Raw genomic sequence first — 26,817 nt, forward strand, 5'->3', positions numbered from 1 at the left:
ATAATTTGCGCTAACTCAACCAAAATTGTTTTAGTGAATGCGACAGTCATCCACGGGTGATGCCACCCATCGCGCTGCCACACGATGCGAAGGCCGGACCGACCAAATCAGAGGTCCGCGCCGTCGTCCGCTCGAAGCTTGCACTCGGCGCGGCCGACCACTTCGCGGAGGTCGGCTCCTGTACGGGGGCCGTCACGATCGAAGCCGCACAGCGGGCCGGGCGGGTGACCGCCGTAGAGCGAACGGCCGACCGACTCGAGACGACCGAGAAGAACCTCGCGGCCAACGAGGAGTCGATCGTGGCCGACGTCGAGTTGCGCAACGCGGAAGCTCCGGCGGGGCTGCCCGACGACGCCGATGCGCTCTTTTTGGGAGGGAGTCGGAACTTCGAGGCCGTGCTCGATCACGCGGTCGAGACCGGCGTCGACCGCATCGTCATGAACGTCTCGCGACTCGAGGTCGCCGGGCGGGCGACGGAGGCGTTCCGCGAGCGGGACCTACTGGAGGAAGTCGTCCAGTTCCAGGTGAGCCACGGCTACGAACTCGCCGGCGCGACGAGTTTTAACTCGGACAATCCGGTCTACATGCTGGTCGGGAGCGCGACACCGGATTCAGACGATGAGAGAGACGAGGGCGAGAAAGTCGCTGCGGACGGAAACGGAGGTGCGACGCAGTGACACTCTACGGTGTCGGCCTCGGCCCCGGCGAAGCCGACCTCGTCACCGTCCGCGGGAAGGAGGTACTCGAGGAGTGCGACGTGGTCTACTCGCCGGGGCGGCTCTCCCGCTCAGTCGCACTCGAACACGTCGACGAGTCGAAGATCGGGGATCTGGACTTCCCGATGACGAAAGACGAGGAGAAGCTGCGAGCGGCGTGGAAGGAGGCCGCCGCGGAGGTCGCCCCCAAGGCCCGCGAGGGCGATGTCGCCTTCGTCACGCTGGGCGATCCGAACGTCTACTCGACGTTCGGCCACCTGCGGCGGACGATCGACGCGTTCCACCCCGACGTCGAACTGGAGATCGTCCCCGGCGTCAGCGCCGTCACGGCGTTCGCGACCGCGATGGGGGTCGAGATCGAGGCCGGTGCGGGGCTCTCCCTGCGCGAGGCCGCCAACGGGGCGAGCCCGACGGGGCCGGATCGGATGATTCTGTTCAAGGTCACCGACGCGCCGGCGACCCACGAGGGGCTCGTCGCGGCCGGCTACGAGGTGACCTACGGCCGGCGCCTGTTCATGGAGCAAGGCGAGACGCTCGTCACCGACGACCCGACCGAGATCGACGAGCGTGACTATTACACGCTCGCCTACGCCGAGAAGGCGGATCTCGAGATCGAGCAGGCGACGGCGGCGTTTCTGGATGACGGCGAGGGATCGACGGCCGCCTCGGACGAGAGCGACGCGAACGACGACGAGTCGAGCGGCGGCGAACCCGTCGCGGACGGCGGAACAGTAGTCAGCGAAGAGATCGCCGAGGGCTGTGCACACGGCGACTGCGGAGGCCACTGATATGACGGACGAGACTACCGGCGACGACCCTCAGGACGCGATCGATTCCCAGGGCGAGCGCCGCCACGAGGAGCTAGACGATCGGATTTTCGAACACAGCGCCGGCGACGAGCAGGCGGGGATTCCCTTCGTCGGCGCCGGCCCCGGCAACCCGCGGTTGCTGACCGTCGCCGGGAAGGAGCTACTCGAGACGGCCGACCTCGTGGTCCACGCGGGGTCGCTGGTCAACAGCGAACTACTCGAGGAGTACTGTGACCACGCCGAACTTGTGAACTCGGTCGGGAAGGATCTCGAGGAGCTGATCCCGTTAATGCGGGACGCCTACGAGGAGGGCCGCAACGTCGTCCGGCTCCACAGCGGCGATCCCGCGATCTACGGGGCCGCCCTGGAGCAGATGGACGCGCTGGAGCACGAGGGCGTTCCGACCTACTTCGTGCCGGGGGTCACCTCGGCGTTCGCGGCCAGCGCGACGCTGCGGACGCAACTGACGCTCAACGAGGTTTCGAATCACGTCGCGTTCACCCGGCCGCAAGGCAAGACACTCGAGCCGGGGGAGGACCACATCTCCGAGTTCGTGGCAATGGGCGACGTGACGACCTGCATCTACCTCGGGACCCACGCCGTTCGCGACACGATGGATCGACTGCTCGCGGACGGCCACGATCCCGAGACGCCGGTCGCGGTGATCTACCACGCCTCGTGGCCGGACGAGGACGTGATCGTCGGCTCGGTCGGCGATATCGCGGACAAGGTCGAGGAGGCGGGCTACCGCGCCTCGGCGCTGGTCGTCATCGGCGACGCCGTGACGGGCGCCGGTTACGAGCGCTCCTACCTCTACGGGGACTGGGCAAATCGCGGACCGAACGACACAGAAGAAGTCGAGAGTGACTGACTCATGAGCACGGACGACGCTACCACATCGGACACGACGGACGACGGATCGAACGACAGCGGTCACTGTTCCACGCCGGATTCGGACGGCGAGGTCGCCGAGGAGATCGCGGTCGTCTCCTTCGAGCGGAAGATGGAGACCGCCGAGGAGATTGAATCTGAACTCGCAGATCGGTACGAGACGATCGACATCATCGAGTACCACGGCGATGTCTTCGAGGAGCACTGGGGCGAGTACGACTGTTTCGTCGGCCTCATGGCCTCGGGGATCGCGATGCGGAAGACGGCCCACCTGTTAGACGACAAGTGGGACGACCCCGCGATCTGCGTCGTCGACGAGGAACTCACGTGGGCCATTCCGATCACGGGCGGCCACCACGGCGCGAATCAGGTCGCGCAGGACCTGGCGACGATGGGGGCCGTCCCGGCGATGACGACCGCGAGCGAGGCCGCGGGCAAGCAGGGTGTCGAGTCCCGCGCGAAGGCGATGGACACCCACGTCGTCAACGGCGACTCGACGGTGAAGACGAACCTCGCCGTGCTGGACGACGACCTCGGTCCTGTCGAGCGACTCGAGGGACCCAAGGCTGTCCTCGTCGGCGACGACGTTACCGTCCTCAAGCGCAACAAAGACGACGGCGTCGTCCTCGGCACCGGCAGCGTCTCCGGCGCCGACAAGGAGGCCTTCCTCGCCGCGTGGGAGGAGGCCCTCGATCAGACCGAGTACGACGTCGAGGATGTCGAGTTCGTCGGGACAGCGACCCGGAAGGAAGACGAGGAGGGCCTCCTGGAGGCCGCACAGGAACTCGATCTCGGCGTCGTGGCCTTCGAGAAGGAGACGCTGCTCGAACACGAGGGGCCGACGCCCTCGAAGTCGAAGGAGCTGATCGGCTGGCCCGGCGTCTCCGAGGCCTCGGCGATCGCCGGCGGCCGCGAGCGGGAACTGGTACTCGAGAAGATCAGCTACGAGAACGAGGTCACGGTGGCGATCGGCCGATGAGCGTCGACGATGCGACCGCCGAGACTGGGGGCACGCCCGACGACCACGGCACCCTCTCGGTCGTCGGTATCGGCCCCGGTCTGCCGGATCACATGACGGTGAAGGCCAAGCGGGTGATCGAGTCCGCCGACGTCGTCATCGCCTCGAGCCTTTACCAGGAGTTCCTGCGCGACGACGGGACCATCCCCTCCGAGGAGCGGACCAACGAGGAGGGCATCGCCACCCGCGAGGACGGCTTCGAACAGGAGATCGTCCGCTCGACGATGGGTCGCCAGATCGAACTCGCCCGCGCGGCGTTCGACTACGTCCGCGAGGGGAAAGACGTCGCCCACGTCTCGGGCGGTGATCCCTCCGTCTACGGCAAGTCCGACCTCATCTTCAAGATGGCCGACGAGGAGGACGCCACCGATGTCCCGATCGAGATCGTTCCCGGTCTCACCGCGGCCCTGGGCGGCGCGGCCAACGTCGGCGCGCCGCTGTGTAACGATTTCTGCACCGTCTCGCTGTCGGACAAGTGGCGCGGCTGGGACGAGATCGAGGAGAAGCTGCGGGCGGCCGCGATTTCGGACTTCGTGATCGTCCTCTACAACTGCTGGCGCAACTACGAGCAGGCCGTCGAGATCGTCCGCGAGGAGCGGACCGACGACGCCCTCGTGGCGATCGTCAACGACGCCGGCCGCGCGGACGCCGGCCGCAACGGCGAGAGCCAGCACATCACCACGCTGGGGGAGGCCGCCGACCACGACGACAAGGTCTCGGGAATGGGCACCTCGCTGATCATCGGCACCCACGAGACCGAGACCTGGCGCAACGACGACCGAACGTACCTCGTCACCCCGCGCGGCGGGCGTGATGTCGACGACTTCTGACGATATCCACGAACCAACCATGAGCACGGACACCAACGCAGACGCTGACGACGAATCGGCATCGAAATGTGGCGCTTCGACGAGCGACACCGATACTGAGTCCTCGGGCTCGAAATGCGGTGCTCCCTCGAGTGAGACGAGCGACGACTCGAGTTCGGACGACGACTCGAACGAGCAGGAGGTCGGCGCGACGATCGAGGACTTCGATGCTGAGCCCGGCCAACTGATCGCCGTCGGCCTCGGGCCCGGCCACCCGGAGGGGATGACTAAGCGCGCGAAGGACGCGCTGCTCGAGGCCGACCACATCGTCGGCTACACGACCTACATCGAACTCATCCCCGACGAGATCACCGAGCAGGCCGACGACATCTACGACACGCCGATGTGCGGCGAAGTCTCCCGCACGGAGGAGTCGATCGACCGCACGCTCGCGGGCAACGACGTCGCCATCGTCGGCAGCGGCGATCCCAACGTCTACGCGCTGGCCGGGCTGGCGCTGGAGATACTCGAGTCCAAGGGCGCGACGGCGTCGATGGTCGACTTCGAAGTGGTGCCGGGCGTTCCGGCGGCCCAGTCCTGCGCCGCCCGCCTGGGTGCGCCGCTGGTGAACGACACCGTCTCGGTCTCGCTGTCGGATCACCTCGTCCCGATGCCCGAAATCGAGTCGCGACTTCACTCCGTGGCTAGCGAGAACTTCACGATCACGATCTACAACCCGTGGAGCCGCAAGCGCCGCGATAATTTCGAGAAGTGCTGCGAAATTCTCCTCACGCACCGCGAGCCCGACACGCCGGTTGGCATCGTCCACGGCGCCGGCCGCGAGGACGAGCAGGTGATGATCACCGAGCTCGGCGAACTCGAGGAACTCGGCGAGAGCGAAATCATCGACATGACGACGACGATCGTCGTCGGCACCGAGGACACCTACGTCTGGGACGACCGGATGGTCACGCCCCGTGGATACGAGACGAAGTACGACTACTGAACAGCGGTTTCACACCCACAATGCCACGATACGAAGTCACCATCGAGAAAGACGCCTGCGACGGCATCTTCGCCTGCCTGACTCGCGATCCGCGATTCGTCGAGGGCGAGGACGGGCTGGCGACGATCGACCCCGGCGCGGATCCGGTCTACGACTGCGAGGGCGAGGTCACCGACAACGAAGAACGGGTCGTCGCAACGTTCGACGACGACCGCATCGACGAGGCCAAACAGGCCGCCGCGGCCTGTCCGACCGACGCGATCGTCGTCGAGGAGGTGGTCGAATGAGCGACGCCGACGCCGCAAGCGAGGTTGCCGACGCTGCCGACGCCACCGGCTCACTGGCCGAGATCGAAGTCCCGGCCGACCCGCTCGCGGGCCACCCCGCGTCGGCGTACTTCTGGGGCCACGTCGCCGGCAGCGGCGATGTCTCGGACGGCGGCATCGAAGTCGTTGCCAACGACGAGGAATCCGCGCAGGTGCTCGCGGCGGTCGCCGGTGGCGACCTCGAGCACGACACCACGACCCGCGAGTACGCCCACGACACGTCGATCACTCGCACCGAGGACGAGTACACGCTCACGATCGACAGCGACAACGGTAACGAGTCAGGGCTGCTCGGCCGCAGCGGCGCGCTCGGCCTGCCCGTCGACGGTCGCGGCAACTACCGCTTTGGCGCGTTCAGCGAGTACGACCGGGAACTGCTCCGGGGCCTGCTCGAGGGCTGTGGCACGATCTGCTTCAAGTCCTCCAGCGGCACCGTCGGCATCTCGTTTGTCCACGACGACCGGGCGCTACTCGAGTGCGTTCAGGAACTGATCGACGACTGTCCGATCGAGACCCCCTACGACGAGCTCTCGGAGACGTCTTCGGGCGGCTACTGGTTCGGCGTCGACGACGCCGTCGCACTCGAGTTCGGCACGTGGCTCTACGACGACTGCGAGGAGACCGGTCTCTTCGCGCCGAGCCGCCGCCGGAAACTCGAACGCAGCCTCGAGCAGGCAGAAGCGTACGACGAGTAACGACTGCGATACCATCCACCGATGAACACACCCGACGAACCCACGTCCGTAACGACCGCCGGCTTCGACGACGAGGCCGTCCTGCTGGTCGGCCACGGCTCCCGTCGCGAGAAGTCCAACGAACAGGTGCGCGAGCTGGCGGCCGGTCTCGAGTCTCGGCTCGACGTTCCGGTCGACGCGGCGTTTCTCGAACTGGCGGAGCCGGCGATCGACGAGGCGTTCGCGACGTTCGAATCGGCCGTCTCGCGAGTGACGGTCGTCCACTGCTCGCTGTTCGCCGCGAGCCACGTCAAGAACGACGTGCCGCTGGCGATCGAGCAAGCCCGCGCGACCCGCGATCTCGAGATCGACAACGGCGCGCATCTGGGTATCCACCCGGCGATCATCGACCTGCTGGACGACCGGGCCGCCGAAGTGGAGGCCGAACTCGGGGTCGACCGTGGGGACGACGAGGTTGCCGTCGTTCTCTGTGGCCGGGGCTCGAGTGATCCGGACGCCAACGGCGACGTGCAAAAGCTCGCGCGACTGCTGTACGAGGGTCGCGACTTCGACCGCGTCGAGGCGACGTTCATCGGCGTCACGGAACCGACGCTCGAGGATACCCTCCACGGCCTCTCGAAGCACCGGCCGGACGCGGTCGTCGTGCTGCCCTACATGCTCGGCGACGGCGTGCTCACCCAGCGGGTCCGGGACTGGACGGCCGACTTTGACGACGACTACCCCTACGTCGACGCGCTGGCCGGCGATCCGCTTGGAACCGACTCGCGGCTGCTCGATGTCTTCGCGGATCGCTGGCAGGAGGCGCGGTCGGGGAGCGTCGAGATGTCCTGTGACACGTGCAAGTACAAGGTCGATCTCGAGGGCTACGAGGAGGATGTCGGCGGGGCGCGAGCCATGCTTCGCGCGCTGGCCCACCGGGAGGCTCACGCTGATCGGGAGGATATCGACGACGAACCACACAGCCACGACGCACCGGAAAAGCACGTCACGGTCTGTACAAATCGAACCTGCGCTGATGCGGGATCGACCGCGGTGCTCGAACGCATCCGGCAGGAGGCTCGCAACTCCGAGCGCTGTGACGTCCGCATCACCCGTTCGTCGTGTCTGGGTCGCTGCGGCGACGGACCGATGGTTGCGGTCTATCCCGACGGAATCTGGTACGGCGATGTCGCGGCCGAAGACGCCGACCGAATCGTTACCGATCACCTGGAGGGCGATCGCATCGTCAGTAATCTCGTCGATCAGATCCTCTAGAACGGTTTCAGAAGCAGTACTGCATCGCGCTCGAAACAGACAGCGAAGACGAACCAACACGACACGACACACGTATGAGCTGCTACGAAATTGAAGCACTTCGACTCGGACTGATGAACGTCCTCGGCGTCGAGGATCAACACGCCCGCGACCACGCGGAGAAAGAACTCGAAGGACACCTCGAAGGCCCTATCGAGGGGCTCTCGGAGGCCGAGAGCCTGGCGGAGATCGAACGCCATCTCGACGCCGCGCTCGTCGACCTCGAAGAGACCGTCGCCGCGATGGATGCCGACGATCCGGAGTACGATTACACTCGGGGTCGATTGCTGGCCGTTCGCGATGCCGAGCGCGCCGTTCATCGGCTGCGGGCACAGGGCAAAAGCATTACCGACGGTCTCGGAGAGGCACACGATCTGCTCCACGAGACCTTTCCCGTCGAGGAGTGAGGGCGAATGGCAGAACGCACGCACCGGTTCGACCGACACCCGCTCGGCGAGATCGACAGTGCAGGGAGCCGGCAGATGTGGACGCGCTCGAGCGTCGAGTTCGCCGACAACGTTGCCATTGCTGGACAGTGGAACGGGACAGTCACCGCCTTCGACACCGAGTCGCTCGATCCTCGGTGGGAGGTCGACCATCCGGAGAGCGCCGTCTCGCTAGCGGTCGCCGGTGAGACGCTCATCGTCGGGGGGCGCGGCGAGGACGGAGTCATCGCGGGGTACGCTCTCGAGTCGGGAGAGCGACGCTGGACTGTCGACGCCGCAGCACACGTCGGGACGCCCACGAGCGACCGACTGTTCTCCATGCCGTACGTTCTCGCGATCGAGGCCGATGACGACGGGGAGACCCTGTATGCGGCCGCTCGGCGGTACGAGCGCGACGGCGACGAACGCCGCTGGCAGAGCGCCATCTACGGGATCGAGCCAGACGGCGCGGTTCGGTGGCGGTACGAGACCGATGCCTCACCCATCGCGCTCTCACTCGACAGTGACCGGGATCGCCTGGCTGTCGGTTACAACCGCTGTACGGGAACGCACGATTGCGGTGTCAGTGTCCTCGATTCGGAGACAGGTAACTCTGAATGGATGTGGGACCCTGAAACGGATGGCGACCGCCGTGTCGGCGACGTTTCGTTTACCGGCGAGCACCTAGCCGTTGCAAGCCACGGCGACAAGCGCGGCTACCTACTCGAGGAGGGCGGTACCGAACGGTGGACGGTTGATCTCGCGGTCGAGACCGACGTCGACGGCGAAACGCTGTATGCGTACCCGAATCATACCTACGCAAACGACGGATACGTGGCGTTCGTCACCGGGAATACGTACGCTGTTGACAGCAGAGAAACGTCGTCTCGGCACCCGAACGAACACCGTATCGCCGCCTTCGATATCGATGGCGAACCGCTGTGGGATGCGTCCGTTCGGGGATTTGTCACCGAACTCGCTGCACGCGGTCGCACGGTCGTCGCTCCGTGCGCCCAGAACTTCCGCGTTCGTGATTCAGAAACCCACGCGCTCCGCTGGTTCGACCTCAAAAACGGAGCGCAGGGCAAACGGAACGCCACGGGTATCGCAACGGCTGCGGCCATCGATAGCGAACGGATCGCCGTGATCGAAGAACCGGTTGAATATCACGACGAACAGCGAGTCCACGGCGAGTACGCCCTTGGTATCGGGTCGCATTTTGTGTAGCTGAGCCGGTGTTCGTCGTGTTCGGGTATAGAAGGTCATAACTGACCATTCGAGGCACAATGCCACGGTTTCCGGTTACTGAACAGGTTCATATGATGGCATTGAGGGGAACAGCGCAACGGAATCAGTGGTAACCGGGAGTGGCACTACTTCGTGATCTTGTGAGAGTCACCAACGCGGCTTGAGTCTATACTATCGGTTGGGAGACTCCCCTTCGATTCACGGTCCCAGACGGATTCGTCGCTCGCGGTTTTGCTCGCGACAGAAGTAGTCCCGGGCGGATTCGAACCACGGTCGTTCCGCTACGCTTCACTCCCTGATTAGAATCCGTTGGGCTATTCGCTCCTCACGTCCGTTCGTCGCAGAATAGTCCCGGGCGGATTCGAACCGCGAGGACTCGAATCCTCTCGTCCTCTGGGCTCGAACCGCCGAGGATACTTGCGCCTCACGAGTTTGTTCGGCGCAAAAGTAGTCCCGGGCGGATTCGAACCGCCGTCATGGGCTGTCTTCCGTAAACGGCCGAAACCGATCACGTCCAAAGGCCCATATGATTGGCCACTACACCACGGGACTCCGTCGTTCACTTGTCGTCCCGTGTACTTCGCAGTTTCTTCGAAACTGCTCACCACCACGGGACTTCTCACACCGTTCGAAGCCCCATGCGGATCGCGGTACCTTCGGAACCGCTCACCACCACGGGACTCCTCACGTCACTCGCTGGATAGCGCCCCGTTACACAATAGTGTTACTTTTCGTCTCGAGGACCTGCGGAGATCGTCCCTTCCTCTGCGTGTCTGTGGCATTGTCGACAGAGCGACACCACGTTCTCCAGTCGATGCGCTCCCGCAGGCTCGTCGAAGGATCGAACTGGCTCTAGATGATGCACGTCTGGATTCCGCCCGAGTTCGTCCGCGTCGACACCACAGTGTTGACACGTGTAGTCGTCCCGCTCGAGTGCACGCCGGCGAACCGCCCACCACTTCTGTCCGTACGTGATCGTTCCACCCTCCCACTGGTGATGAGCCGGTCCGACGACGTTGTCAGAGAGCCACGTACCATAGCACTCGAGTGTACAGAAGAATCCACGTTCTTGTGACTCGCGTGCGGCGGGTCGAACTGAGAGAGGTGCATCACAGGCGCGACACGCAACCGTCACTCGGTCGACGGTTTCGGCGTAGTTCTCCGGGAGCAATCCGTCTGCGTCCGCGACGCAGTCAGGGCAGAACACGCCCTTCTTCGAGGAGGGGTAGTACGAAAAGTCCGCGTCACAGTGGGTGCACGTTGTCGTCTCTTTCGCGTCGCGCCAGTTGCCGTTGTTCGAGCCGGCGTTCGGGTTGCAGTCGTCGCAGTACGATCTGCGCGCCTTTGGATCGTAGAACTCGAGTGCACAGTCCTTGCACGTTCGGTTCGGGAGTGGCTCGCCGTGGACTTTGGTGTGGTGTTGGCGCATGCCCTGTTCGGTCGGGAGCTCTCGGTCGCAGGTCGGACACTGCATCGGGATGTGTCGGTTTCCTGCGGCATTGGATATGAACTCCTGCCCGAGAACGGACGCCAGAATGTTGCAACAGCAGACGCGTATAGCACAACAATGGCTGCTAGCAGCGGTTTACAGGTAGCCTTCCTCAGCCAGCCGCTCGATACCCTCCTCGAGTCGCTCCTCGCTCGCGGCGTAGGAGATTCGCGCGTAGCCAGGCGTGCCAAAGGCGCTGCCGGGGACCGTTGCGACGTGGGCGTCTTCGATTGCACCCTCACACCAGGCCTGATCGTCGTCCGCAACAGGGAGCATCATGTAGAACGCTCCGTCCGGCACCGCGACGTCGACGCCGTGGTCGTCGAGCAGGTCGATGACGAGTTCGCGGCGCTCGCCGAAGGCTTCGACCATGTCAGCGACTGCGTCGTCGGTGTTCTCTAGCGCTTCCACACCGGCGTGCTGGACGAAGTTGACGGCCGAGGAGACCGAGTGGCTGTGGAGTTTGCCAGCCTGGTCGATCAGCTCTTCCGGACCGGCGAAGTAGCCGAGCCGCCAGCCGGTCATCGAGTAGGCCTTCGAGAAGCCGTTGACAGTGATCGTGCGCTCGGCCATGCCCTCGAGTGTCCCCAGGCTCGTCGGCTCGACGCCGTAGGTAATCTCCTTGTAGATCTCGTCGGAAATGACCGTGATGTCGTGTTCGACGGCGAGATCACGGACGCCCTCGAGTGCGGCGTCGGTGTAGACGGCACCGGTCGGGTTCGACGGCGAGTTGACGATCAGCAGTTCGGTCTCGTCGGAGACGGCGGCTTCGAGGTCGTCGAGTGCGGGCTCGAGCTGGAACGCCGTCTCGGAGAGGTCGACGCGGGTGAGGTCGCCGCCGGCCATCTTGACCATCGCCTCGTAGGAGACCCACGCGGGGTCGAGCAGTGCGACCTCGTCGCCGTCCTGAATCAGGGCCTGGATGATCTCGTAGAGCGCCTGCTTTGCGCCGGGGGTGACGATGATCTCCTCTGGGCTGTGGTCGAGACCGTCTGCTGCGAGCTTCTCGGAGATGGCTTCGCGGAGTTCGAGGATGCCGGCGGAGGTGGTGTAGCCGGTGTGACCGGCGTCCATAGCCTCCTGGCCGGCGTCGATGATGTTCTGTGGCGTGGGGAAGTCGGGTTCGCCGACGGAGAGGTCGACGACATCTGCGCCCTCCTGCTCGAGTTCGGTTGCGAGCGCGGAGATGGCGAGGGTTGCTGACGGTTCGACTCGGGTTACGCGGTCGGTGAATTCCATGGTCATGGTTGGTGAGGTGGTGTCGGTGTGGGTGGCTGGTGGCTGGTGGCGAGTCGTGAGTTGTGTGGGTGAGCTTCCTAGTCGGCTGTCGCATTCGGGTCGGCAGCCGGCAGTTCGTCCACGAGGTCGAGCGCACCGTCGACGGCTTTGCCGGCGTTCTCGATGCGCTCGCGGGCTTCGGCCGCGGACATACCGGGGCCGGTGACGCCGAGTGTAACCGGCGTATCACGCTCGAGACTGACGTCTGCGAGTTGCTGGGCGGTCGCATCGGTGATAACCTGGTCGTGGTTGGTATCGCCGGTGATGACGGTGCCGATGACAGCGACGGCGTCGACGTCCGACCGTCGGGCGAGTCGGTCCGCCGCGAGCGGGGCGTCGTAGACACCAGGGACGCTAACGGTGTCGTAGATCGTCGCACCCGCAGCCTGCGCTGTGGCTTTGGCCTCCTGCTCCATCTGCTCGGTGATCGGTCGGTTGAACTCCGCGACCACCAATCCGAGCGTGGTCATACGCGAGCCGAGGTGAGCGCGCCTAAAAGAGGTACCGTTCTTGGCGAATACACCGGACCAACGGAAGTGGTTCCGAGACGACCGGCACGCTCCACTCAAACCCATCACAGCAACCGACAATTTCGGATGCTGAACGGTTCAGCCGAGGGGGAACAAGGGTTTAGGCGCAAACGCGAGTACCATTGCTAGGGGAACACATCACTATGAGCGACACCAGTCAACACCAGAACCTGGCCATCATCGGCCACGTCGACCACGGCAAGAGCACGCTCGTCGGACGACTCCTCTACGAGACGGGGAGCGTTCCCGAGCACGTCATCGAACAGCACCGCGAGGAAGCAGAGGAGAAGGGCAAAGGCGGCTTCGAGTTCGCCTACGTCATGGACAACCTCTCCGAGGAGCGCGAGCGCGGCGTCACAATCGACATCGCCCACCAGGAGTTCTCGACCGACGAATACGACTTCACCATCGTCGACACGCCGGGCCACCGCGACTTCGTGAAGAACATGATCACGGGCGCGAGTCAGGCTGATCACGCTGTCCTCGTCGTCGCAGCGGACGACGGCGTCGCGCCGCAGACCCAGGAACACGTCTTCCTGGCGCGTACCCTCGGCATCGACGAACTCATCGTCGCCGTCAACAAGATGGACATCGTCGACTACAAGGAGTCGACGTACGACGAGGTCGTCGAAGAGGTCACGCAACTACTCAACCAGGTCCAGTTCAACACCGAAGACGCCTCGTTCATCCCCGTCTCGGCGTTCGAGGGGGACAACGTCGCCGAGCACTCGGAGAACACGGACTGGTACGACGGCGAGATCCTGCTCGAGGCGCTGAACGACCTGCCAGAGCCCGAGCCACCGACTGACGCGCCACTTCGGCTGCCGATTCAGGACGTCTACACGATTTCGGGTATCGGCACCGTTCCCGTCGGCCGCATCGAAACCGGCATCATGAACGTCGGCGACTCCGTCTCGTTCCAGCCGAGCGATGTCGGCGGCGAGGTGAAGACGATCGAGATGCACCACGAGGAGGTTCCAGAGGCCAGGCCCGGCGACAACGTCGGTTTCAACGTCCGCGGCATCGGCAAGGACGATATCCGCCGCGGTGACGTCTGCGGTCCGGCAGACGACCCACCAAGCGTCGCCGAGACGTTCCAGGCCCAGATCGTCGTCATGCAACATCCCTCGGTCATCACCGCGGGGTACACACCGGTCTTCCACGCCCACACCGCACAGGTCGCCTGCACGATCGAATCCATCGACCGAAAGATGGATCCCTCGAGTGGGGAGGTCGCAGACGAAGACCCGGACTACATCCAGTCGGGTGACGCTGCGGTCGTGACGATTCGCCCGCAGAAGCCGCTCAGCATCGAGCCGTCGGGCGAGATTCCCGAGCTGGGCAGCTTCGCGATTCGGGACATGGGCCAGACGATTGCGGCGGGTAAGGTACTCGAGGTACACGAGCGCAGCTAACTGCGCAGCCCACCGTAACCCAGACCCGGTGCTGCGAGTCGGCGACACGTTCCGTGCAACGCCAGACATATCCACATCGGTGCGTATCGAGGAGGTCAACTACGCGCACTGTGTGCGCAAATTTGCAAATTCTTAAGCGGAGCCGCCGATAACGAGCGCGCAATGACGACGTTACAGACGCCAGGTCCGACGATCGGCGTCGTCGGTGGTGGACAGCTCGGGCGCATGCTCGCCGAGGCAGCCTCGCCGCTGGGCGTCGAGGTCATCGTCCTCGACCCCACGGCCGACTGCCCCGCGGCTCCCGTCGCGCGCGATCAGATCGTCGCCGGCTTCGACGACGAAGCGGGCATCCGCGAACTCGCTGCTCGTGCCGACGTGCTCACGTTCGAAATCGAACTCGCGGACCAGGATGTCCTCGAGCGCGTGAGCGAGGACTCCGGCACCCCCGTTCACCCGAAACCCGAGACACTCGAGACGATCCACGACAAACTGGTCCAAAAGCAGGAACTCGAGTCCGCCGGCGTTCCGGTCCCACCGTTCCGGGCGGTCGAGGACGCCGACGATATCCGCGCGGCGATCGACGACTACGGCGCGCCGGTGATGCTCAAGGCGCGTACCGGTGGCTACGACGGCCGCGGCAACGTCCCCGTCGAGTCGGCCGACGAAGCCGAGGATGCACTCGAGTCCGTCGCCGGGCCGGCGATGGTCGAGGCGTTCGTCGAGTTCGAGCGCGAGATTTCCGTGATTGCCGTCAAGGGCGACGACGAAATCGCGACGTTCCCGATCGGAGAGAACATTCACGAGGACGAGATTCTGCGGGAGACGGTCGTGCCGGCGGGATCGGCCGACGCTGTCGAGGAGCGCGCCCGCGAGGTTGCTGCGGATGTCCTCGAGGTAATGGAGGGTCGCGGCGTTTATGGTATCGAACTGTTCGAGACAAGCGAGGCGCATAGTGCCTCGGAAGACTCGAGCGGGAGGAGCCCGCGAGAGCGGGACGGGGAGATTTTGCTCAACGAAATCGCGCCGCGCCCGCACAACTCCGGCCACTGGACCATCGAGGGCGCACAGAGTTCGCAGTTCGAACAGCACGCCCGCGCGGTGCTCGGCTGGCCGCTCGCAGCCACAGAGCTGCGGTCGCCGACGGTGTCGGTGAACCTGCTCGGCGACGTCGAGGAGTCCCAGCCAGCGGCGCTCCAGAACGTCGAGCAGATTCTCGAGACGCCGGGTGCGAACCTGCACTGGTACGGCAAGCGCGAAGCCCGTCCGCTGCGGAAGATGGGCCACGTCACGCTGTCGGGTCGCGACGAGGAGACGACTGACGAGCTACTGGCGGCCGCTCGGGAACTCGAGGAGTCCGTCACGTTCACGTCGGAGTGAGTAAACGAGAGAGTATGAGCGAGACCGTTTCCGAGCTGATCGATCGACTGCACGCCGAGGCCGACCGGGACCGGCCCGACACCGAAACACCGGACGTGGGAATCGTGATGGGCAGCGATTCCGACCTCGAGACGATGATGACCGGCGGGAAGCGTCCCGGCGCGTACGACGCGTTCGTCGACGAACTCGAGTTTGCAGAGCAGACTGACTACGAGCGCCCACCGGACGAGCGATTCACCTTCGAGACGTACGTTACCTCGGCCCACCGGACGCCTGATCTGATGACGGCCTACGCGGAGACGGCGGAGGAGCGCGGGCTGGAGGTCATCATCGCGGGTGCGGGCGGGAAGTCAGCGGATCTGCCGAACATGACGGCGTCGATCGCGTATCCGCTCCCCGTGATCGGCGTCCCAGTTCAGGAGAAGTCCGTCGACAGCGTGATCGGGATGCCGGCGGGTGCGCCGCTGGTCGCCGTCGATGCCGGCAAATCCTTCAATGCCGCGCTCTCGGCGGCACAGATTCTCGCACGCCAGCACGACGAGGTTCGCGACCGGCTCGTCGCCTACCACGAGGACCTGCGCGACGGTGTCGGTGCCGTTTCGCGCGAGTTACACGATAACGGAACGCCGGCCTTCCGCGAGCGCGACGAGTCGGCGTCCGAATAGGAGTGCCGTCGCCGCGCAGATGTGCCGGCGACACCAGGGTACGACTGTCACTATTTTTCACTATCCACTCGAGCGATGGAACTCCTGAGTAGCGGTACGTTCCGCCGGGAACGCGTACGGCAAGTCTACGGCAATTATTCGGCCGGAGAGTTTTTGCCTGATCTCTCCGCTTGGCCCGTATTGGGCCGGAAAACGAACAATCAACCCTTATGTGCATGCGGTTTAAACTCCCGAACGTTACGGAGATGAACGATTGGATAGCGATCGGGGCGCTTGCACTCGTGGGAGTACTGATACCGCTCGGTATGATGGCGGTATCGTACCTTCTGCGCCCGAGTGTACCCGAAACGAGCAAACGTGCCACCTACGAGAGTGGCGAGATCCCGACCGGCGACACGCGCGTCCGGTTCAACATCCAGTACTACATGGTTGCGCTTCTGTTCCTCATCTTCGATATCGAAACCGTCCTCCTGTTTCCGTGGGCGGTCGTGTACCTGGATGCCGTCGAATCGGACGCCGTTTCGCTGCTCGAGATCCTCGGCCCAATGGTGCTTTTCGTCACGATCCTCCTCGTCGGACTCGCGTGGGCGTGGCGAAAGGGTGCGGTCCAGTGGGCACAGACACCTCGTCAGGTAGAAACCGAGCATAACCGACCATGAGTAGCGACGAACCACGACAAACGATCTACGACAGCACAGCGCCGTCGACGGACACCCGCGACGCCCGAATCGGCGAGGGTGTCGACGACCGCTTCAACTCCAAGCTTCGCGAGGCGTTCGGCGCGTCGCCGTTCATCCTCACGAAGTTCGACGAGTTCATGAACTGGGTTCGCGGGAACTCGATGTTCATGCTCCAGTTCGGGATCGCCTGCTGCAGCATCGAGATGATGCACACGTACGCGATCAAACACGACCTGGACCGCTTCGGGGCTGGCGTCCCCCGCGCTTCGCCGCGACAAGCCGACGTGATGATCGTCCCCGGAACGATCGTCTCCAAGTTCGGCCCGCGCATGAAGCGCGTCTACGACCAGATGCCCGAACCGAAGTTCGTCGTCGGCATGGGCTCCTGTACGATCTCCGGCGGCCCGTTCCAGGAGGGGTACAACGTCGTCAAGGGTGCCGAAGAGATCATCCCCATCGACATTCACGTCCCCGGTTGCCCACCGCGACCGGAGGCGCTGCTCTACGGAGTCCTCAAACTCCAGGAGCGAATCAAGAACGGCGAGTCCTCGGCCGTCGTCGTCAAACCGTACGAACTCGAGGAGTTCGGCGACCTCCAGAAGGACGAACTCGTACAGAAACTCGCAAGCGAGATCGACGAGGACGACCTCGTCATGCGCTATAACTGGGCTGATTCACCATGAGCACGGGAACCGAAACAGAGCCCGAAGCAGAGCTCGCAGAGCCAGGGTCCGAAACCAACGAGGCTGCACTCGAGTCCCTGCTCGGTGAGCGCGCCATCGCGCGCGACGATCACCTGAACGCGCCGGGCTTCGTTATCAACCCGAACGACGTTCAGGACGTGCTCTCGGATCTGCGCGACGAGGCCGGTTACGACCACCTCTCGTGTGTTACCGCCCAGCAGTACGAGGATCGATACGAGTCGATCTACCACATGAAGAAGTTCGCTGACCCGACCGACGAAGTCAGCATCGTCGTCCCGACGACGGTCGACGATCCGGTGAGCCAGAGCGCCGAGCCGGTGTTCCGGACGGCCGACTGGCACGAGCGAGAGGCGTACGATCTGGTCGGTGTCGAGTACGAGGATCACCCTGATCTGCGACGGATTCTCCTGCCGGAAACGTGGCAGGGCCACCCCCTGTCGAAGGACTACGATCAGGAGAAGCCACAGCTCGTCACGCTGACGGAGCACCAGAACCCGATTCAGCCGGACCATCACGACGCCGAGTCGGATACGATGTTCCTGAACATCGGGCCACACCACCCGGCGACCCACGGCGTGCTCCACGTCAAGACGGTGTTAGACGGCGAGACGGTCGCCGACGTCGAGCCGGACATCGGCTACCTCCACCGCTGCGAGGAGCAGATGTGCGAGCAGGGCACCTACCGTCACCAGATCATGCCCTACCCGGACCGCTGGGACTACGTCTCGGCGGGCCTGCTCAACGAGTGGGCGTACGCGCGTGTGATCGAGGATCTGGCAGACATCGAGGTTCCCGAGTACGCACAGATCATCCGAACGATGGGTGCGGAACTGTGCCGAATTGCCTCGCACATGCTCGCGCTCGGAACGTTCGCACTCGACGTCTACGGCGAGTTCACCGCGACGTTCATGTACACGTTCCGCGACCGGGAGGTCATCCAGGACATTCTGGAAGATCTGACGGGCCAGCGGATGATGTTCAACTACTTCCGCGTCGGCGGTGTCGCCTGGGATCTGCCCGAACCGCGCGAGGAGTTCTTCGAGCAGACCCGCGAGTTCCTCAACGAACTCCCGGCGAAGGTCGGCGAGTACAACGACCTCATCACGGGCAACGAAATCTTCCAGACCCGCTGTATCGACACCGGTGTGCTGGAGCCCGAGGTCGCCAAAGATTACGGCTGTACCGGACCCGTCGCACGTGGCTCCGGCGTCGACTACGACCTGCGCCGTGACGATCCATACGGCTACTACGAACAGCTCGACTGGGACGTCATCACGCGCGATGGTGCTGACAACTACGCGCGCGTCCTCTGCCGAATGGAGGAGGTCGAGGAATCCGCGAAGATCATCGAGCAGTGTCTCGATCTTCTCGAGGACTGGCCCGAAGACGAACGGGACGTACAGGCGAACGTCCCGCGCACGCTGAAGCCGGATGCTGGCACTGAGATCTACCGCGCCGTCGAGGGAGCGAAGGGTGAACTCGGCATCTACATCCGCTCGGACGGCTCGGACAAGCCCGGTCGATTCAAGATCCGGAGTCCGTGCTTCTCGAACCTACAAGCACTCGAGGAGATGTCCGAAGGGGAGTACATTCCTGACCTGATCGCCTCGCTGGGCAGCTTGGACATCGTTCTCGGAGAGGTGGATCGATGAGCGGGGCGACGGCTACTCCGAGCCTGTTTCCGTTGCAAAACGGCGGGGACCCGGTGTTGCTCCCCGAGCACATCACGGAGCTCACCGGCTTAGACCAGTTCGGTCTCGCCGGCGAGTTGCTCGCGACGTTCGTCGCCGCGTTCATCGTCGGGAACTTCATCCTCGCGATGACCGGCGTCGCCGGCCCGTGGGCGAAACGAAAGATCACCGCCTCGTTTACGGACCGAATCGCGGTCAACCATCTCGGTCCCGGCGGGATCGGGATCATCATCGCCGACGCGGTTCGTCTCCTCGCGAAGGAGAACATCATTCCGGAGAACGTCGACCGACCGGCCTACGACCTCGCACCGATCGTGATCGCGGGCTCGGCCATGCTCGGCTTCGCCGTCATTCCGATGGGCAGCGGGATTCACCTCGCTGACCCCGAGGTCGGCCTGGCGTTCGTCTTCGCCGTCGCCGGCATCGCTTCGATCGGCCTCGTGATGGCCGGCTACGCATCGGGTAACAAGTACTCGCTGCTCGGCGGACTGCGCGCGGTCGCACAGAACGTCGCGTACGAGATCCCGCTCGTCGTGACCGGGATGTCAGTCGTACTGTTTGCGGGCTCGCTGCAGATGAGTACGATTGTGGATGCGCAACAGCAGACGCTGTTCACAATCCCGGGACTCGAGTGGGCGGTGCCAGCGTGGTTCGCGCTGGTGAACCCGTTCGCGTTCGTCCTGTTCCTGATCGCGAACTTCGCGGAAGTCGGACGGAATCCGTTCGACATGCCCGAAGCGCCGGCGGAACTCATTGCGGGGTACCAGACTGAGTACTCCTCGGTCTACTTCGTGCTCGTCTATCTGGGCGAGTTCCTGCACATCTTCCTCGGCGGTGCAATCATCGCGACGATCTTCCTCGGTGGACCCGCCGGGCCAGGGCCGGACGAGCTCGGTATTCTCTGGTTCACCCTCAAGATCTGGGGTGTGTTCTTCCTGACTCAGTGGCTCCGCTCTGCGGTGCCACGTGTGCGGATCGACCAGCTTATCGAGATCGGCTGGAAGGGACTGCTCGTCCTCTCCTTTGCGAATCTCGGACTCACTGCGGCAATTGTAGGGGTGATTGCATGATCGGCGTACTCAAATCGATGGCAACGACGATGAAACACGCACTGGACGGCTCGACGTTTACGGTCGAGTATCCAACGGCAGCACCAGATGTCTCGCCGCGGTTCCGCGGCGTGCACAAGTTCAGTCAGGAGCGCTGTATCTGGTGTCGCCAGTGTGAGAACGTCTGTCCGAACGATACGATTCAGATCGTGATGGACGACAAGCGAAACGGCGAGCAGTACAACCTCCACATCGGACAGTGTATTTACTGTCGGCTCTGTGAGGAAGTCTGTCCCGTCGACGCCATCCTGCTCACCCAGAACTTCGAGTTTACCGGCGATACGAAACACGATCTGGTCTACAACAAGGAGCAGCTGAAATCGGTACCGTGGTACAAGGATATCGACCCGCTCGAGTCGCGCGAACCGGATCGGGGCGCGTGGATCGGCGAGGGAGACGGGGAGGTCGATTACCAGTAACCGTCTGGGTCGCCCGTCCCCGAGCACGGGCAGTCTATTACAACAATGACATACGAGCTGATCGCGTTCGCGCTGTTTGCGTTCATCACGCTCGCCAGCGGGCTGGGTGTGGTCCTCCTCGAGGACCCGTGGCACTCGGCGCTTATGCTTGGCGTCGCGCTGATGAGCATCGCGGTACACTTCGTGATGCAGGCGGCCGAGTTCGTCGCTATGATGCAGGTTCTCGTCTACGTCGGCGGGGTCCTCATCCTCATCACGTTCGCCGTGATGCTAACCCAGCACAAGGGCGCAGCAGACGAGACGGAGACGGATGAGGTGGTACAGACATGACGACCAGACCGCGGCTTCGACTCGGCCGCACGCTGGTCCCGGGTGTGCTCGCAATCGGCCTGTTCGGGCTGATGGCGTTGATCGCCCTCAACACGAGCTTCGGTGACGGCCAGGGCTTCCCCGAGGGAATTGCGATCACGTCCGAACTGGGGTATGCGATGTTCGATCTCGACCCGCTGCAGTCCGAAGCGGGATCGATCCCGAACACCGAGGCGTTCCTCGCTGCGTTCTTGCTGATCGCACTTGCGCTTGACGCCGCACTCGACGGTGCGATCGTCCTTGCAAAGCGTGAGGAAAACGGTGAGCCGATCGTGGCGCTCCCCCAGGACGACGGTCCCGGACCGGTTTCGGGCCCAGCTCAGGACGAACAGACTGCCGCCACTGACGGCGGTGTCTCCGAGACTGGCTCTGAAACGCCAGCCGCCAGCACCGACGACACCAAGGCGGCAACGGGAGGTGACGACCGATGACAGTCGGCGTCGAGCACTACGTCCTCCTGTCGATGGCGCTGTTCGCCATCGGCCTGTTCGGAATCCTGACGCGTCGAAACGCACTGATGTTCCTGATGTCCGTCGAGCTCATGCTGAACGCGGCCAACATCAACCTGATCGCGTTCGCGTTCTACCACGGCAATCTCTCGGGACAGGTCTTCGCCCTGTTCACGATGGCCCTTGCGGCCGCCGAGGTCGCCGTCGGACTCGGGATCATCCTGCTGCTGTACCGCAACTTCCGTGACGTCGACGTCACGGTTCCAACGACGATGAGGTGGTAAGATGGAGGATGTGTTCAACTACGCGCCGGCGATCGCGTTGTTCCCACTCGTGGCGTTCGTCGTCGCCCTGACGTTCGGCAAGTACATGCCGAAGAAGGGCGCGCTCGCGGGCATCATCGCGACGGGGGGCTCGCTTGCGCTCTCCGTGCTGATGCTCGTGGCCGTCGCGAGCGGTGAAGTGTATCACGAGACGTTGTACCAGTGGGCGATCGGTGACGCCGCGAGCGAGATCGGTGCCGACGGGATCGAGTTCACCTTCGGTATCCTGATCGATCCGCTCGCCGCGCTGATGCTCGTCATCGTCTCGCTGATCGCGTTCCTGGTCCACATCTTCAGCCTCGGCTACATGAACGCCGAGGGCGAGACCGGGCTGCCGCGGTACTACGCCAGCCTCGGTCTCTTTACGTTCAGCATGCTCGCGTTCGTCTACGCGGACAACCTGCTGATGGCGTTCATGTTCTTCGAGCTCGTGGGCCTGTGTTCGTACCTGCTGATCGGGTTCTGGTTCCGCACGCGCTCTGCACCCTCGGCCGCGAAGAAGGCGTTCCTCGTCACCCGCTTCGGTGACTACTTCTTCCTGCTCGGGGTCGTCGCCATCGCCGCGACGTTCGGGACGGTCGCCTTCGCCGGCGACAACTCGTTCATTGCGGCCGCGGAATCGGCAATCGACAACGGCGATACCCTGTTCGGCTTCGGTGCCGAAACCTGGGTGACGATCACTGCACTCCTGGTGCTTGGCGGTGTCATCGGGAAGTCCGCACAGTTCCCACTGCACACCTGGCTGCCCGACGCGATGGAGGGCCCGACCACCGTCTCCGCGCTGATTCACGCGGCGACGATGGTCGCAGCGGGTGTCTACCTCGTCGCCCGGATGTTCGGCTACTACGCGCTGTCGCCAACTGCGCTCGCGATTATCGCGTTCGTCGGTGGCTTCACCGCGCTCTTCGCCGCGACGATGGGCGTCGTCAAAGACGACATCAAGCAGGTGTTGGCGTACTCGACGATCAGCCAATACGGCTACATGATGCTCGGCCTCGGTGTCGGCGGCTACGTCGCCGGGGTCTTCCACCTGATGAACCACGCCTTCTTCAAGGCGCTGCTGTTCCTCGGTGCCGGTGCCGTCATCGTCCTCATGCACCACGAACAGGACATGTGGAAGATGGGCGGCCTCAAGGACAAGGCACCCATCACCTACTACACGTTCCTCGCGGGCGCACTCGCGCTCGCGGGCATCATCCCGTTCTCGGGCTTCTGGTCCAAGGACGAGATTCTGTACGACGCGCTCATTATCGGCCTCGAAGAGCCGATCATCCTCGCAGCCTACGCGATGGCGCTCGTCGCGGTCTTCTTCACCGGTTTCTACACCTTCCGGATGGTCTTCCTGACCTTCCACGGTGAACCCCGCTCAGAGGCCGCGGAGGACCCACACGACATCGGCTGGTCCATCAAGGCCCCGCTGGTCGTGCTCGGCGTCCTCGCACTCGTCGCCGGGATTGCGAACCTCGCACCTGTCGCGAAGCTCGCACAGATCGACATCACGTTCTTGGAGCACTGGCTCGACGGCGAGTACGGTGCCGTCGAGGGGCTGACCTACAGCGCCTACGGTGAGTTGCTCGCCTTCGAAACCGCCTACATCGGCGGTGAGCAACTCACTGTCCTGATCGCTGCCGGCGTCTCCCTGCTGCTCGCGTTCTCCGGTGCCGGCCTGGCCTGGAAGCTCTACAACGTTCCAGAGCCGGTCGCACACAAAGAACGCCTGGGCAGCGCACGCCAGACACTCGAGTCGAACTACTATCAGGACGAGTACCAGGTCTGGCTCGCCGAAGGATTCACCCAGCCGCTTGCGCGTGCTGCGGATCGGTTCGACCAGACGGTGATCGACGGCGTTGTTAACAGCGTCTCGACCGCCAGCCTGTTCAGCAGTAGCCGGCTGAAACGGATTCAGACGGGACTCGTGACGAACTACGCAGCACTGTTGGTGGCCGGCTTCATCGGCTTACTGCTGGTTCTCGGCTACGTTGGAGGGTGGTTCCTATGATGATCGAAGCACTGATCGCAGTCGCACTGGTCGGCGCGTTCGTAACGTTCGTCGCGCCGAATCGCATCGCCGGGAAGCTGGCGTTCGCTATTAGCCTGATTCCCGCAGCGCTCTCGCTGTGGATGTTCTCGGCGTTCGACGGCAGCGGCAACGCGCTACTCGGCGGTGAACTTGCGTTCGCCTCGGAGTTCGAGTGGATCCAGTTCGGCGAGTACTCGATCTCGTGGCTCGTCGGTCTGGACGGCATCAGCATGCCGCTCGTCGTCCTGACGACGATCCTCTCGACGCTCGCGATCGTGAGTTCGTGGACGCCGATCGACGAGCGCGAGTCCCAGTTCTACGGACTCGTGCTCTTCATCGAAGCGAACCTGATCGGCGTCTTCGCCGCGCTGGACTTCTTTGTCTGGTTCATCTTCTGGGAGGCTGTGCTCATCCCGATGTATCTCCTCATCGGGATCTGGGGCGGTCCGCGCCGGAAGTATGCGGCGATCAAGTTCTTCGTCTACACGAACGTCGCCTCGCTCGTGATGTTCGGTGCGTTCATCGCGCTCGTCTTCGGGCTCGGTGACGTGACGACGTTCGCGCTGCCGGACGTGACGGCCGCGATGCTCGACGGTGGCCCCGACGGCTTCCTCGGCATCGGCGGTACGACGCTCGCCTCGCTCGTGTTCGTCGCGATGTTCCTCGGGTTCGCGGTGAAGGTCCCGATCGTCCCGTTCCACACGTGGCTGCCGGACGCCCACGTCGAGGCACCGACGCCCGCGTCGGTGCTGCTGGCTGGTGTCCTGCTGAAGATGGGGACCTACGCACTGCTGCGATTCAACTTCACGATGTTCCCAACCGAGGTCATCGAGCCGTTCGTGATCCCGATCGCGGCCATCGCCGTGATCAGCGTCATCTACGGCGCGATGCTCGCGCTGGCTCAGACTGACCTAAAGCGGATCGTCGCGTACTCCTCCGTCTCGTCGATGGGATACGTGATTCTCGGCCTGATTGCCCTCACCCAGTTCGGCGTCGGTGGCGCGACCTTCCAGATGGTCAGCCACGGCCTGATCTCCGGACTGATGTTCATGGCAGTCGGCGTCATCTACAACGCCACCCACACCCGGATGGTTACGGACATGTCCGGGATGGCAGACCGCATGCCAGTCGCCGTCGGCATCCTCGTCGCCGGTGCCTTTGGCTACATGGGACTGCCGCTGATGAGCGGTTTCTTCGGCGAGTTCACGATCTTCTTCGGCGCGTTCGGTGCCGAGGGGCTCGCCTACTCGCAGGTGTTCACCGCACTCGCGATGTTCGGTATCGTCATCGTTGCGGGCTACCTGCTCTTTGCACTCCAGCGGACGGTCTTCGGGCCGTACCACCTGGAAACGGACTACGACGTCGACCGCGCCCCGCTGCACGACATCGCACCGATGTTCGTGCTGCTTGGCCTGATCATCCTGCTCGGCGTCGCACCGGAGCTGATCTTCGAGATGATTACGGACGCAGTCGATCCGATCCTGGAGACCGGAGGTGAACTGTAATGGAGCTGTTCGAACTTCCCGCCTGGACCGCACTCGCGCCGGCACTGTTGCTCGCGTTGACGGCGATGGCGCTGTTCATCATCGACAGCATCGCGCCGGACTCGCGTAACAGCGGGCTGCTCGCTGGGACGACAGCCGCCGGTTCGATCGTCTCACTCGGTGTCGCCGTCTGGTACCTCTTGGCCGGCGTCGGCACCCCGACGGTCGACGGCGGTCGCGGCGTCATCGACGTACTCGGCGACCAGTTCGTCGTCGACCAGCTCGCGCTGTTCTTCATGATCATCGTCGCCGTCGTCACGGCGCTCGTGGCGGTGGCGAGCTACGACTACATGGAGGATCACACCTACCAGGCCGAGTACTACTCGCTCGTCCTGCTCGCGGCGACCGGCATGTCGTTCATGGCCGCCGCCAACAGCCTGGTGACGATCTTCATCGCACTCGAGTTAGCGAGCCTGCCGTCCTACGCGCTCGTCTCGATTCTGAAGGATAACCGCGGCAGCGTCGAAGGGGGGCTGAAGTACTTCCTGATCGGTGCGCTGTCGTCGGCGATCTTCGTCTACGGGATCTCGCTGGTGTACGGTGCGACGGGTCACCTACAGCTCACGAACATTGCAGAGGTCGTCGAGGCTGGAGACGCAGATCCGTACGGCGGACTGCTCGGCCTCGGTATCCTCATGCTCATCGGTGGCTTCGCGTTCAAGACGGCGAGCGTGCCGTTCCACTTCTGGGCACCGGAAGCCTACGAGGGTGCGCCAGCACCGATCGCAGCGTTCCTTTCCTCGGCCTCGAAGGCCGCCGGCTTCGTGATCGCGTTCCGCGTCTTCACGGAGGCGTTCCCGGTCGGTGAGACCGCGAGTGCGATCGGCGTGGACTGGACGCTCGCGTTCATCATCCTCGCGATTGTCACGATGACGCTCGGGAACTTCGCCGCCGCGACGCAGAACAACGTCAAGCGGATGCTGGCGTACTCTTCGATCGGCCACGCAGGCTACGCGCTGATCGGCCTCGCCGGCATCTCCGCCGGCGGTGGCGAACTCGTCATGGGTGCGGCGATGATGCACCTGTTCGTCTACGGCTTCATGAACACCGGTGCGTTCCTGTTCGTCGCCCTCGCAGAGTACTGGGGCGTCGGCCGTACCTTCGAGGATTACAACGGGCTCGGCCGGCGCGCTCCGGTCGCCTGTTTCGCGCTCGCGATATTCATGTTCAGTCTCGCGGGCATCCCGCCGCTCGGTGGCTTCTGGAGCAAGTACTTCCTGTTCACCGGCGCGCTCGAAGCGGGTCTGCTCGTCGTCGCCGCCGCACTGGTGGTCAACAGCGCACTCTCGCTGTACTACTACACGCGGCTCGTCAAGGCGGTCTGGATCGAAGAGCCAGTCACCGAACGCGATGCGCTCTCCCAGCCAATCGGTCTCTACGCGGCGATCGTCGTCGCAGCCGTCATGACGCTCGCACTGCTGCCGCTGTTCGGCCCGGTTGCCGACACGGCCGTTGATGCGGCGACTGCGATGCTCGCCTGAGCTCGCGGTTGACTGGTACAACCGTTTCGCCCGATCGT

General features: G+C 63.9%; 28 protein-coding genes and 1 tRNA gene. 25 read left to right on the forward strand and 4 right to left on the reverse strand.

Going from position 1 to position 26,817, the window contains the following annotated elements:
- Positions 1 to 59: 59 nt before the first annotated feature.
- From cbiT to BBD46_RS11870, 11 genes are all read left to right on the forward strand, one after another.
- The gene (gene cbiT / locus BBD46_RS11820; protein ID WP_071401910.1) at positions 60 to 677 is read left to right on the forward strand and encodes a precorrin-6Y C5,15-methyltransferase (decarboxylating) subunit CbiT; all 618 of its coding nucleotides are present in this window, start codon (positions 60 to 62) and stop codon (positions 675 to 677) included.
- Positions 674 to 1,504: a cobalt-factor II C(20)-methyltransferase gene (locus BBD46_RS11825; protein ID WP_071401911.1), complete on the forward strand. Its 831-nt coding sequence runs from the start codon at positions 674 to 676 to the stop codon at positions 1,502 to 1,504. The genes cbiT and BBD46_RS11825 overlap by 4 nt, the downstream gene beginning before the upstream one ends.
- Position 1,505: 1 nt before the next feature.
- Positions 1,506 to 2,396 (forward strand): cobalt-precorrin-4/precorrin-4 C(11)-methyltransferase, encoded by an 891-nt coding sequence (locus tag BBD46_RS11830; protein ID WP_071401912.1) that lies wholly within the window; start codon positions 1,506 to 1,508, stop codon positions 2,394 to 2,396.
- Between the two features lie 3 nt (positions 2,397 to 2,399).
- Positions 2,400 to 3,395 carry a cobalt-precorrin 5A hydrolase gene (gene cbiG, locus BBD46_RS11835; RefSeq protein ID WP_071401913.1) on the forward strand — a complete coding sequence of 332 codons (996 nt, stop codon included), beginning with the start codon at positions 2,400 to 2,402 and terminating at the stop codon, positions 3,393 to 3,395.
- The gene (locus BBD46_RS11840) at positions 3,392 to 4,264 is read left to right on the forward strand and encodes a precorrin-3B C(17)-methyltransferase (RefSeq protein WP_071401914.1); all 873 of its coding nucleotides are present in this window, start codon (positions 3,392 to 3,394) and stop codon (positions 4,262 to 4,264) included. The genes cbiG and BBD46_RS11840 overlap by 4 nt, the downstream gene beginning before the upstream one ends.
- Before the next feature lie 19 nt (positions 4,265 to 4,283).
- A complete protein-coding gene (gene cobJ, locus BBD46_RS11845) occupies positions 4,284 to 5,249 on the forward strand; it encodes a precorrin-3B C(17)-methyltransferase (protein ID WP_071402191.1) in 966 nt (321 codons plus the stop codon).
- A 20-nt stretch (positions 5,250 to 5,269) separates the two neighbouring features.
- Complete coding sequence (locus tag BBD46_RS11850; RefSeq protein WP_071401915.1) at positions 5,270 to 5,536, forward strand: ferredoxin; 267 nt, start codon at positions 5,270 to 5,272, stop codon at positions 5,534 to 5,536.
- Entirely contained in the window at positions 5,533 to 6,270 is a 738-nt protein-coding gene (locus BBD46_RS11855; RefSeq protein WP_071401916.1) for a cobalamin biosynthesis protein, read from the forward strand. Before BBD46_RS11850 ends, BBD46_RS11855 begins: the two co-directional genes overlap by 4 nt.
- Before the next feature lie 21 nt (positions 6,271 to 6,291).
- The gene (locus BBD46_RS11860) at positions 6,292 to 7,524 is read left to right on the forward strand and encodes a CbiX/SirB N-terminal domain-containing protein (RefSeq protein WP_071401917.1); all 1,233 of its coding nucleotides are present in this window, start codon (positions 6,292 to 6,294) and stop codon (positions 7,522 to 7,524) included.
- A 74-nt stretch (positions 7,525 to 7,598) separates the two neighbouring features.
- Positions 7,599 to 7,970, forward strand: coding sequence for a DUF3209 family protein (locus tag BBD46_RS11865; RefSeq protein WP_071401918.1), 372 nt, complete (start codon positions 7,599 to 7,601; stop codon positions 7,968 to 7,970).
- A gap of 6 nt (positions 7,971 to 7,976) precedes the next feature.
- The gene (locus BBD46_RS11870; protein WP_071401919.1) at positions 7,977 to 9,215 is read left to right on the forward strand and encodes a PQQ-binding-like beta-propeller repeat protein; all 1,239 of its coding nucleotides are present in this window, start codon (positions 7,977 to 7,979) and stop codon (positions 9,213 to 9,215) included.
- 469 nt (positions 9,216 to 9,684) lie between these two features.
- On the opposite strand, the gene BBD46_RS11875 is transcribed toward BBD46_RS11870, so the two are convergent.
- From BBD46_RS11875 to ribH, 4 genes are all read right to left on the reverse strand, one after another.
- Positions 9,685 to 9,788: transfer RNA gene (locus BBD46_RS11875), tRNA-Gln, on the reverse strand.
- 172 nt (positions 9,789 to 9,960) lie between these two features.
- On the reverse strand, positions 9,961 to 10,710 hold the full coding sequence (locus tag BBD46_RS11880; protein WP_071401920.1) for an HNH endonuclease: 750 nt from the start codon (positions 10,708 to 10,710) through the stop codon (positions 9,961 to 9,963).
- Between the two features lie 111 nt (positions 10,711 to 10,821).
- Positions 10,822 to 11,970: a pyridoxal phosphate-dependent aminotransferase gene (locus BBD46_RS11885; protein ID WP_071401921.1), complete on the reverse strand. Its 1,149-nt coding sequence runs from the start codon at positions 11,968 to 11,970 to the stop codon at positions 10,822 to 10,824.
- Positions 11,971 to 12,041: 71 nt separating this feature from the next.
- Positions 12,042 to 12,473 carry a 6,7-dimethyl-8-ribityllumazine synthase gene (ribH, locus tag BBD46_RS11890; RefSeq protein ID WP_071401922.1) on the reverse strand — a complete coding sequence of 144 codons (432 nt, stop codon included), beginning with the start codon at positions 12,471 to 12,473 and terminating at the stop codon, positions 12,042 to 12,044.
- A 203-nt stretch (positions 12,474 to 12,676) separates the two neighbouring features.
- Here ribH and tuf point away from each other — a divergent pair, with 203 nt between their 5' ends.
- The 14 genes from tuf (at position 12,677) to BBD46_RS11960 (ending at position 26,779) form a co-directional block, all read left to right on the forward strand.
- Positions 12,677 to 13,948, forward strand: coding sequence for a translation elongation factor EF-1 subunit alpha (tuf, locus tag BBD46_RS11895; RefSeq protein ID WP_071401923.1), 1,272 nt, complete (start codon positions 12,677 to 12,679; stop codon positions 13,946 to 13,948).
- A 120-nt stretch (positions 13,949 to 14,068) separates the two neighbouring features.
- Positions 14,069 to 15,325: a 5-(carboxyamino)imidazole ribonucleotide synthase gene (locus BBD46_RS11900; RefSeq protein ID WP_256374987.1), complete on the forward strand. Its 1,257-nt coding sequence runs from the start codon at positions 14,069 to 14,071 to the stop codon at positions 15,323 to 15,325.
- Positions 15,326 to 15,339: 14 nt separating this feature from the next.
- Positions 15,340 to 15,990: an AIR carboxylase family protein gene (locus BBD46_RS11905; RefSeq protein WP_071401925.1), complete on the forward strand. Its 651-nt coding sequence runs from the start codon at positions 15,340 to 15,342 to the stop codon at positions 15,988 to 15,990.
- A 245-nt stretch (positions 15,991 to 16,235) separates the two neighbouring features.
- Complete coding sequence (locus BBD46_RS11910; protein ID WP_006654641.1) at positions 16,236 to 16,649, forward strand: NADH-quinone oxidoreductase subunit A; 414 nt, start codon at positions 16,236 to 16,238, stop codon at positions 16,647 to 16,649.
- Entirely contained in the window at positions 16,646 to 17,353 is a 708-nt protein-coding gene (locus BBD46_RS11915; RefSeq protein WP_071401926.1) for an NADH-quinone oxidoreductase subunit B, read from the forward strand. Before BBD46_RS11910 ends, BBD46_RS11915 begins: the two co-directional genes overlap by 4 nt.
- On the forward strand, positions 17,350 to 19,026 hold the full coding sequence (locus BBD46_RS11920) for an NADH-quinone oxidoreductase subunit D (protein ID WP_071401927.1): 1,677 nt from the start codon (positions 17,350 to 17,352) through the stop codon (positions 19,024 to 19,026). Before BBD46_RS11915 ends, BBD46_RS11920 begins: the two co-directional genes overlap by 4 nt.
- Complete coding sequence (locus BBD46_RS11925; RefSeq protein WP_071401928.1) at positions 19,023 to 20,135, forward strand: complex I subunit 1/NuoH family protein; 1,113 nt, start codon at positions 19,023 to 19,025, stop codon at positions 20,133 to 20,135. The genes BBD46_RS11920 and BBD46_RS11925 overlap by 4 nt, the downstream gene beginning before the upstream one ends.
- Positions 20,132 to 20,593 (forward strand): NuoI/complex I 23 kDa subunit family protein, encoded by a 462-nt coding sequence (locus tag BBD46_RS11930; RefSeq protein WP_004215981.1) that lies wholly within the window; start codon positions 20,132 to 20,134, stop codon positions 20,591 to 20,593. Before BBD46_RS11925 ends, BBD46_RS11930 begins: the two co-directional genes overlap by 4 nt.
- Positions 20,594 to 20,638: 45 nt before the next feature.
- Positions 20,639 to 20,923 (forward strand): NADH-quinone oxidoreductase subunit J, encoded by a 285-nt coding sequence (locus BBD46_RS11935; RefSeq protein WP_071401929.1) that lies wholly within the window; start codon positions 20,639 to 20,641, stop codon positions 20,921 to 20,923.
- Complete coding sequence (locus BBD46_RS11940; RefSeq protein ID WP_071401930.1) at positions 20,920 to 21,393, forward strand: hypothetical protein; 474 nt, start codon at positions 20,920 to 20,922, stop codon at positions 21,391 to 21,393. Before BBD46_RS11935 ends, BBD46_RS11940 begins: the two co-directional genes overlap by 4 nt.
- On the forward strand, positions 21,390 to 21,695 hold the full coding sequence (gene nuoK, locus BBD46_RS11945; RefSeq protein ID WP_004215987.1) for an NADH-quinone oxidoreductase subunit NuoK: 306 nt from the start codon (positions 21,390 to 21,392) through the stop codon (positions 21,693 to 21,695). The genes BBD46_RS11940 and nuoK overlap by 4 nt, the downstream gene beginning before the upstream one ends.
- Before the next feature lies 1 nt (position 21,696).
- Positions 21,697 to 23,733 (forward strand): NADH-quinone oxidoreductase subunit L, encoded by a 2,037-nt coding sequence (nuoL, locus tag BBD46_RS11950; protein WP_071401931.1) that lies wholly within the window; start codon positions 21,697 to 21,699, stop codon positions 23,731 to 23,733.
- Entirely contained in the window at positions 23,730 to 25,259 is a 1,530-nt protein-coding gene (locus tag BBD46_RS11955) for a complex I subunit 4 family protein (RefSeq protein ID WP_071401932.1), read from the forward strand. Before nuoL ends, BBD46_RS11955 begins: the two co-directional genes overlap by 4 nt.
- On the forward strand, positions 25,259 to 26,779 hold the full coding sequence (locus BBD46_RS11960; RefSeq protein ID WP_071401933.1) for an NADH-quinone oxidoreductase subunit N: 1,521 nt from the start codon (positions 25,259 to 25,261) through the stop codon (positions 26,777 to 26,779). Before BBD46_RS11955 ends, BBD46_RS11960 begins: the two co-directional genes overlap by 1 nt.
- The last annotated feature ends 38 nt before the right edge of the window (positions 26,780 to 26,817 follow it).

The sequence above is a fragment of the Natrialba sp. SSL1 genome (assembly GCF_001861355.1).
Taxonomy (GTDB): domain Archaea; phylum Halobacteriota; class Halobacteria; order Halobacteriales; family Natrialbaceae; genus Natrialba.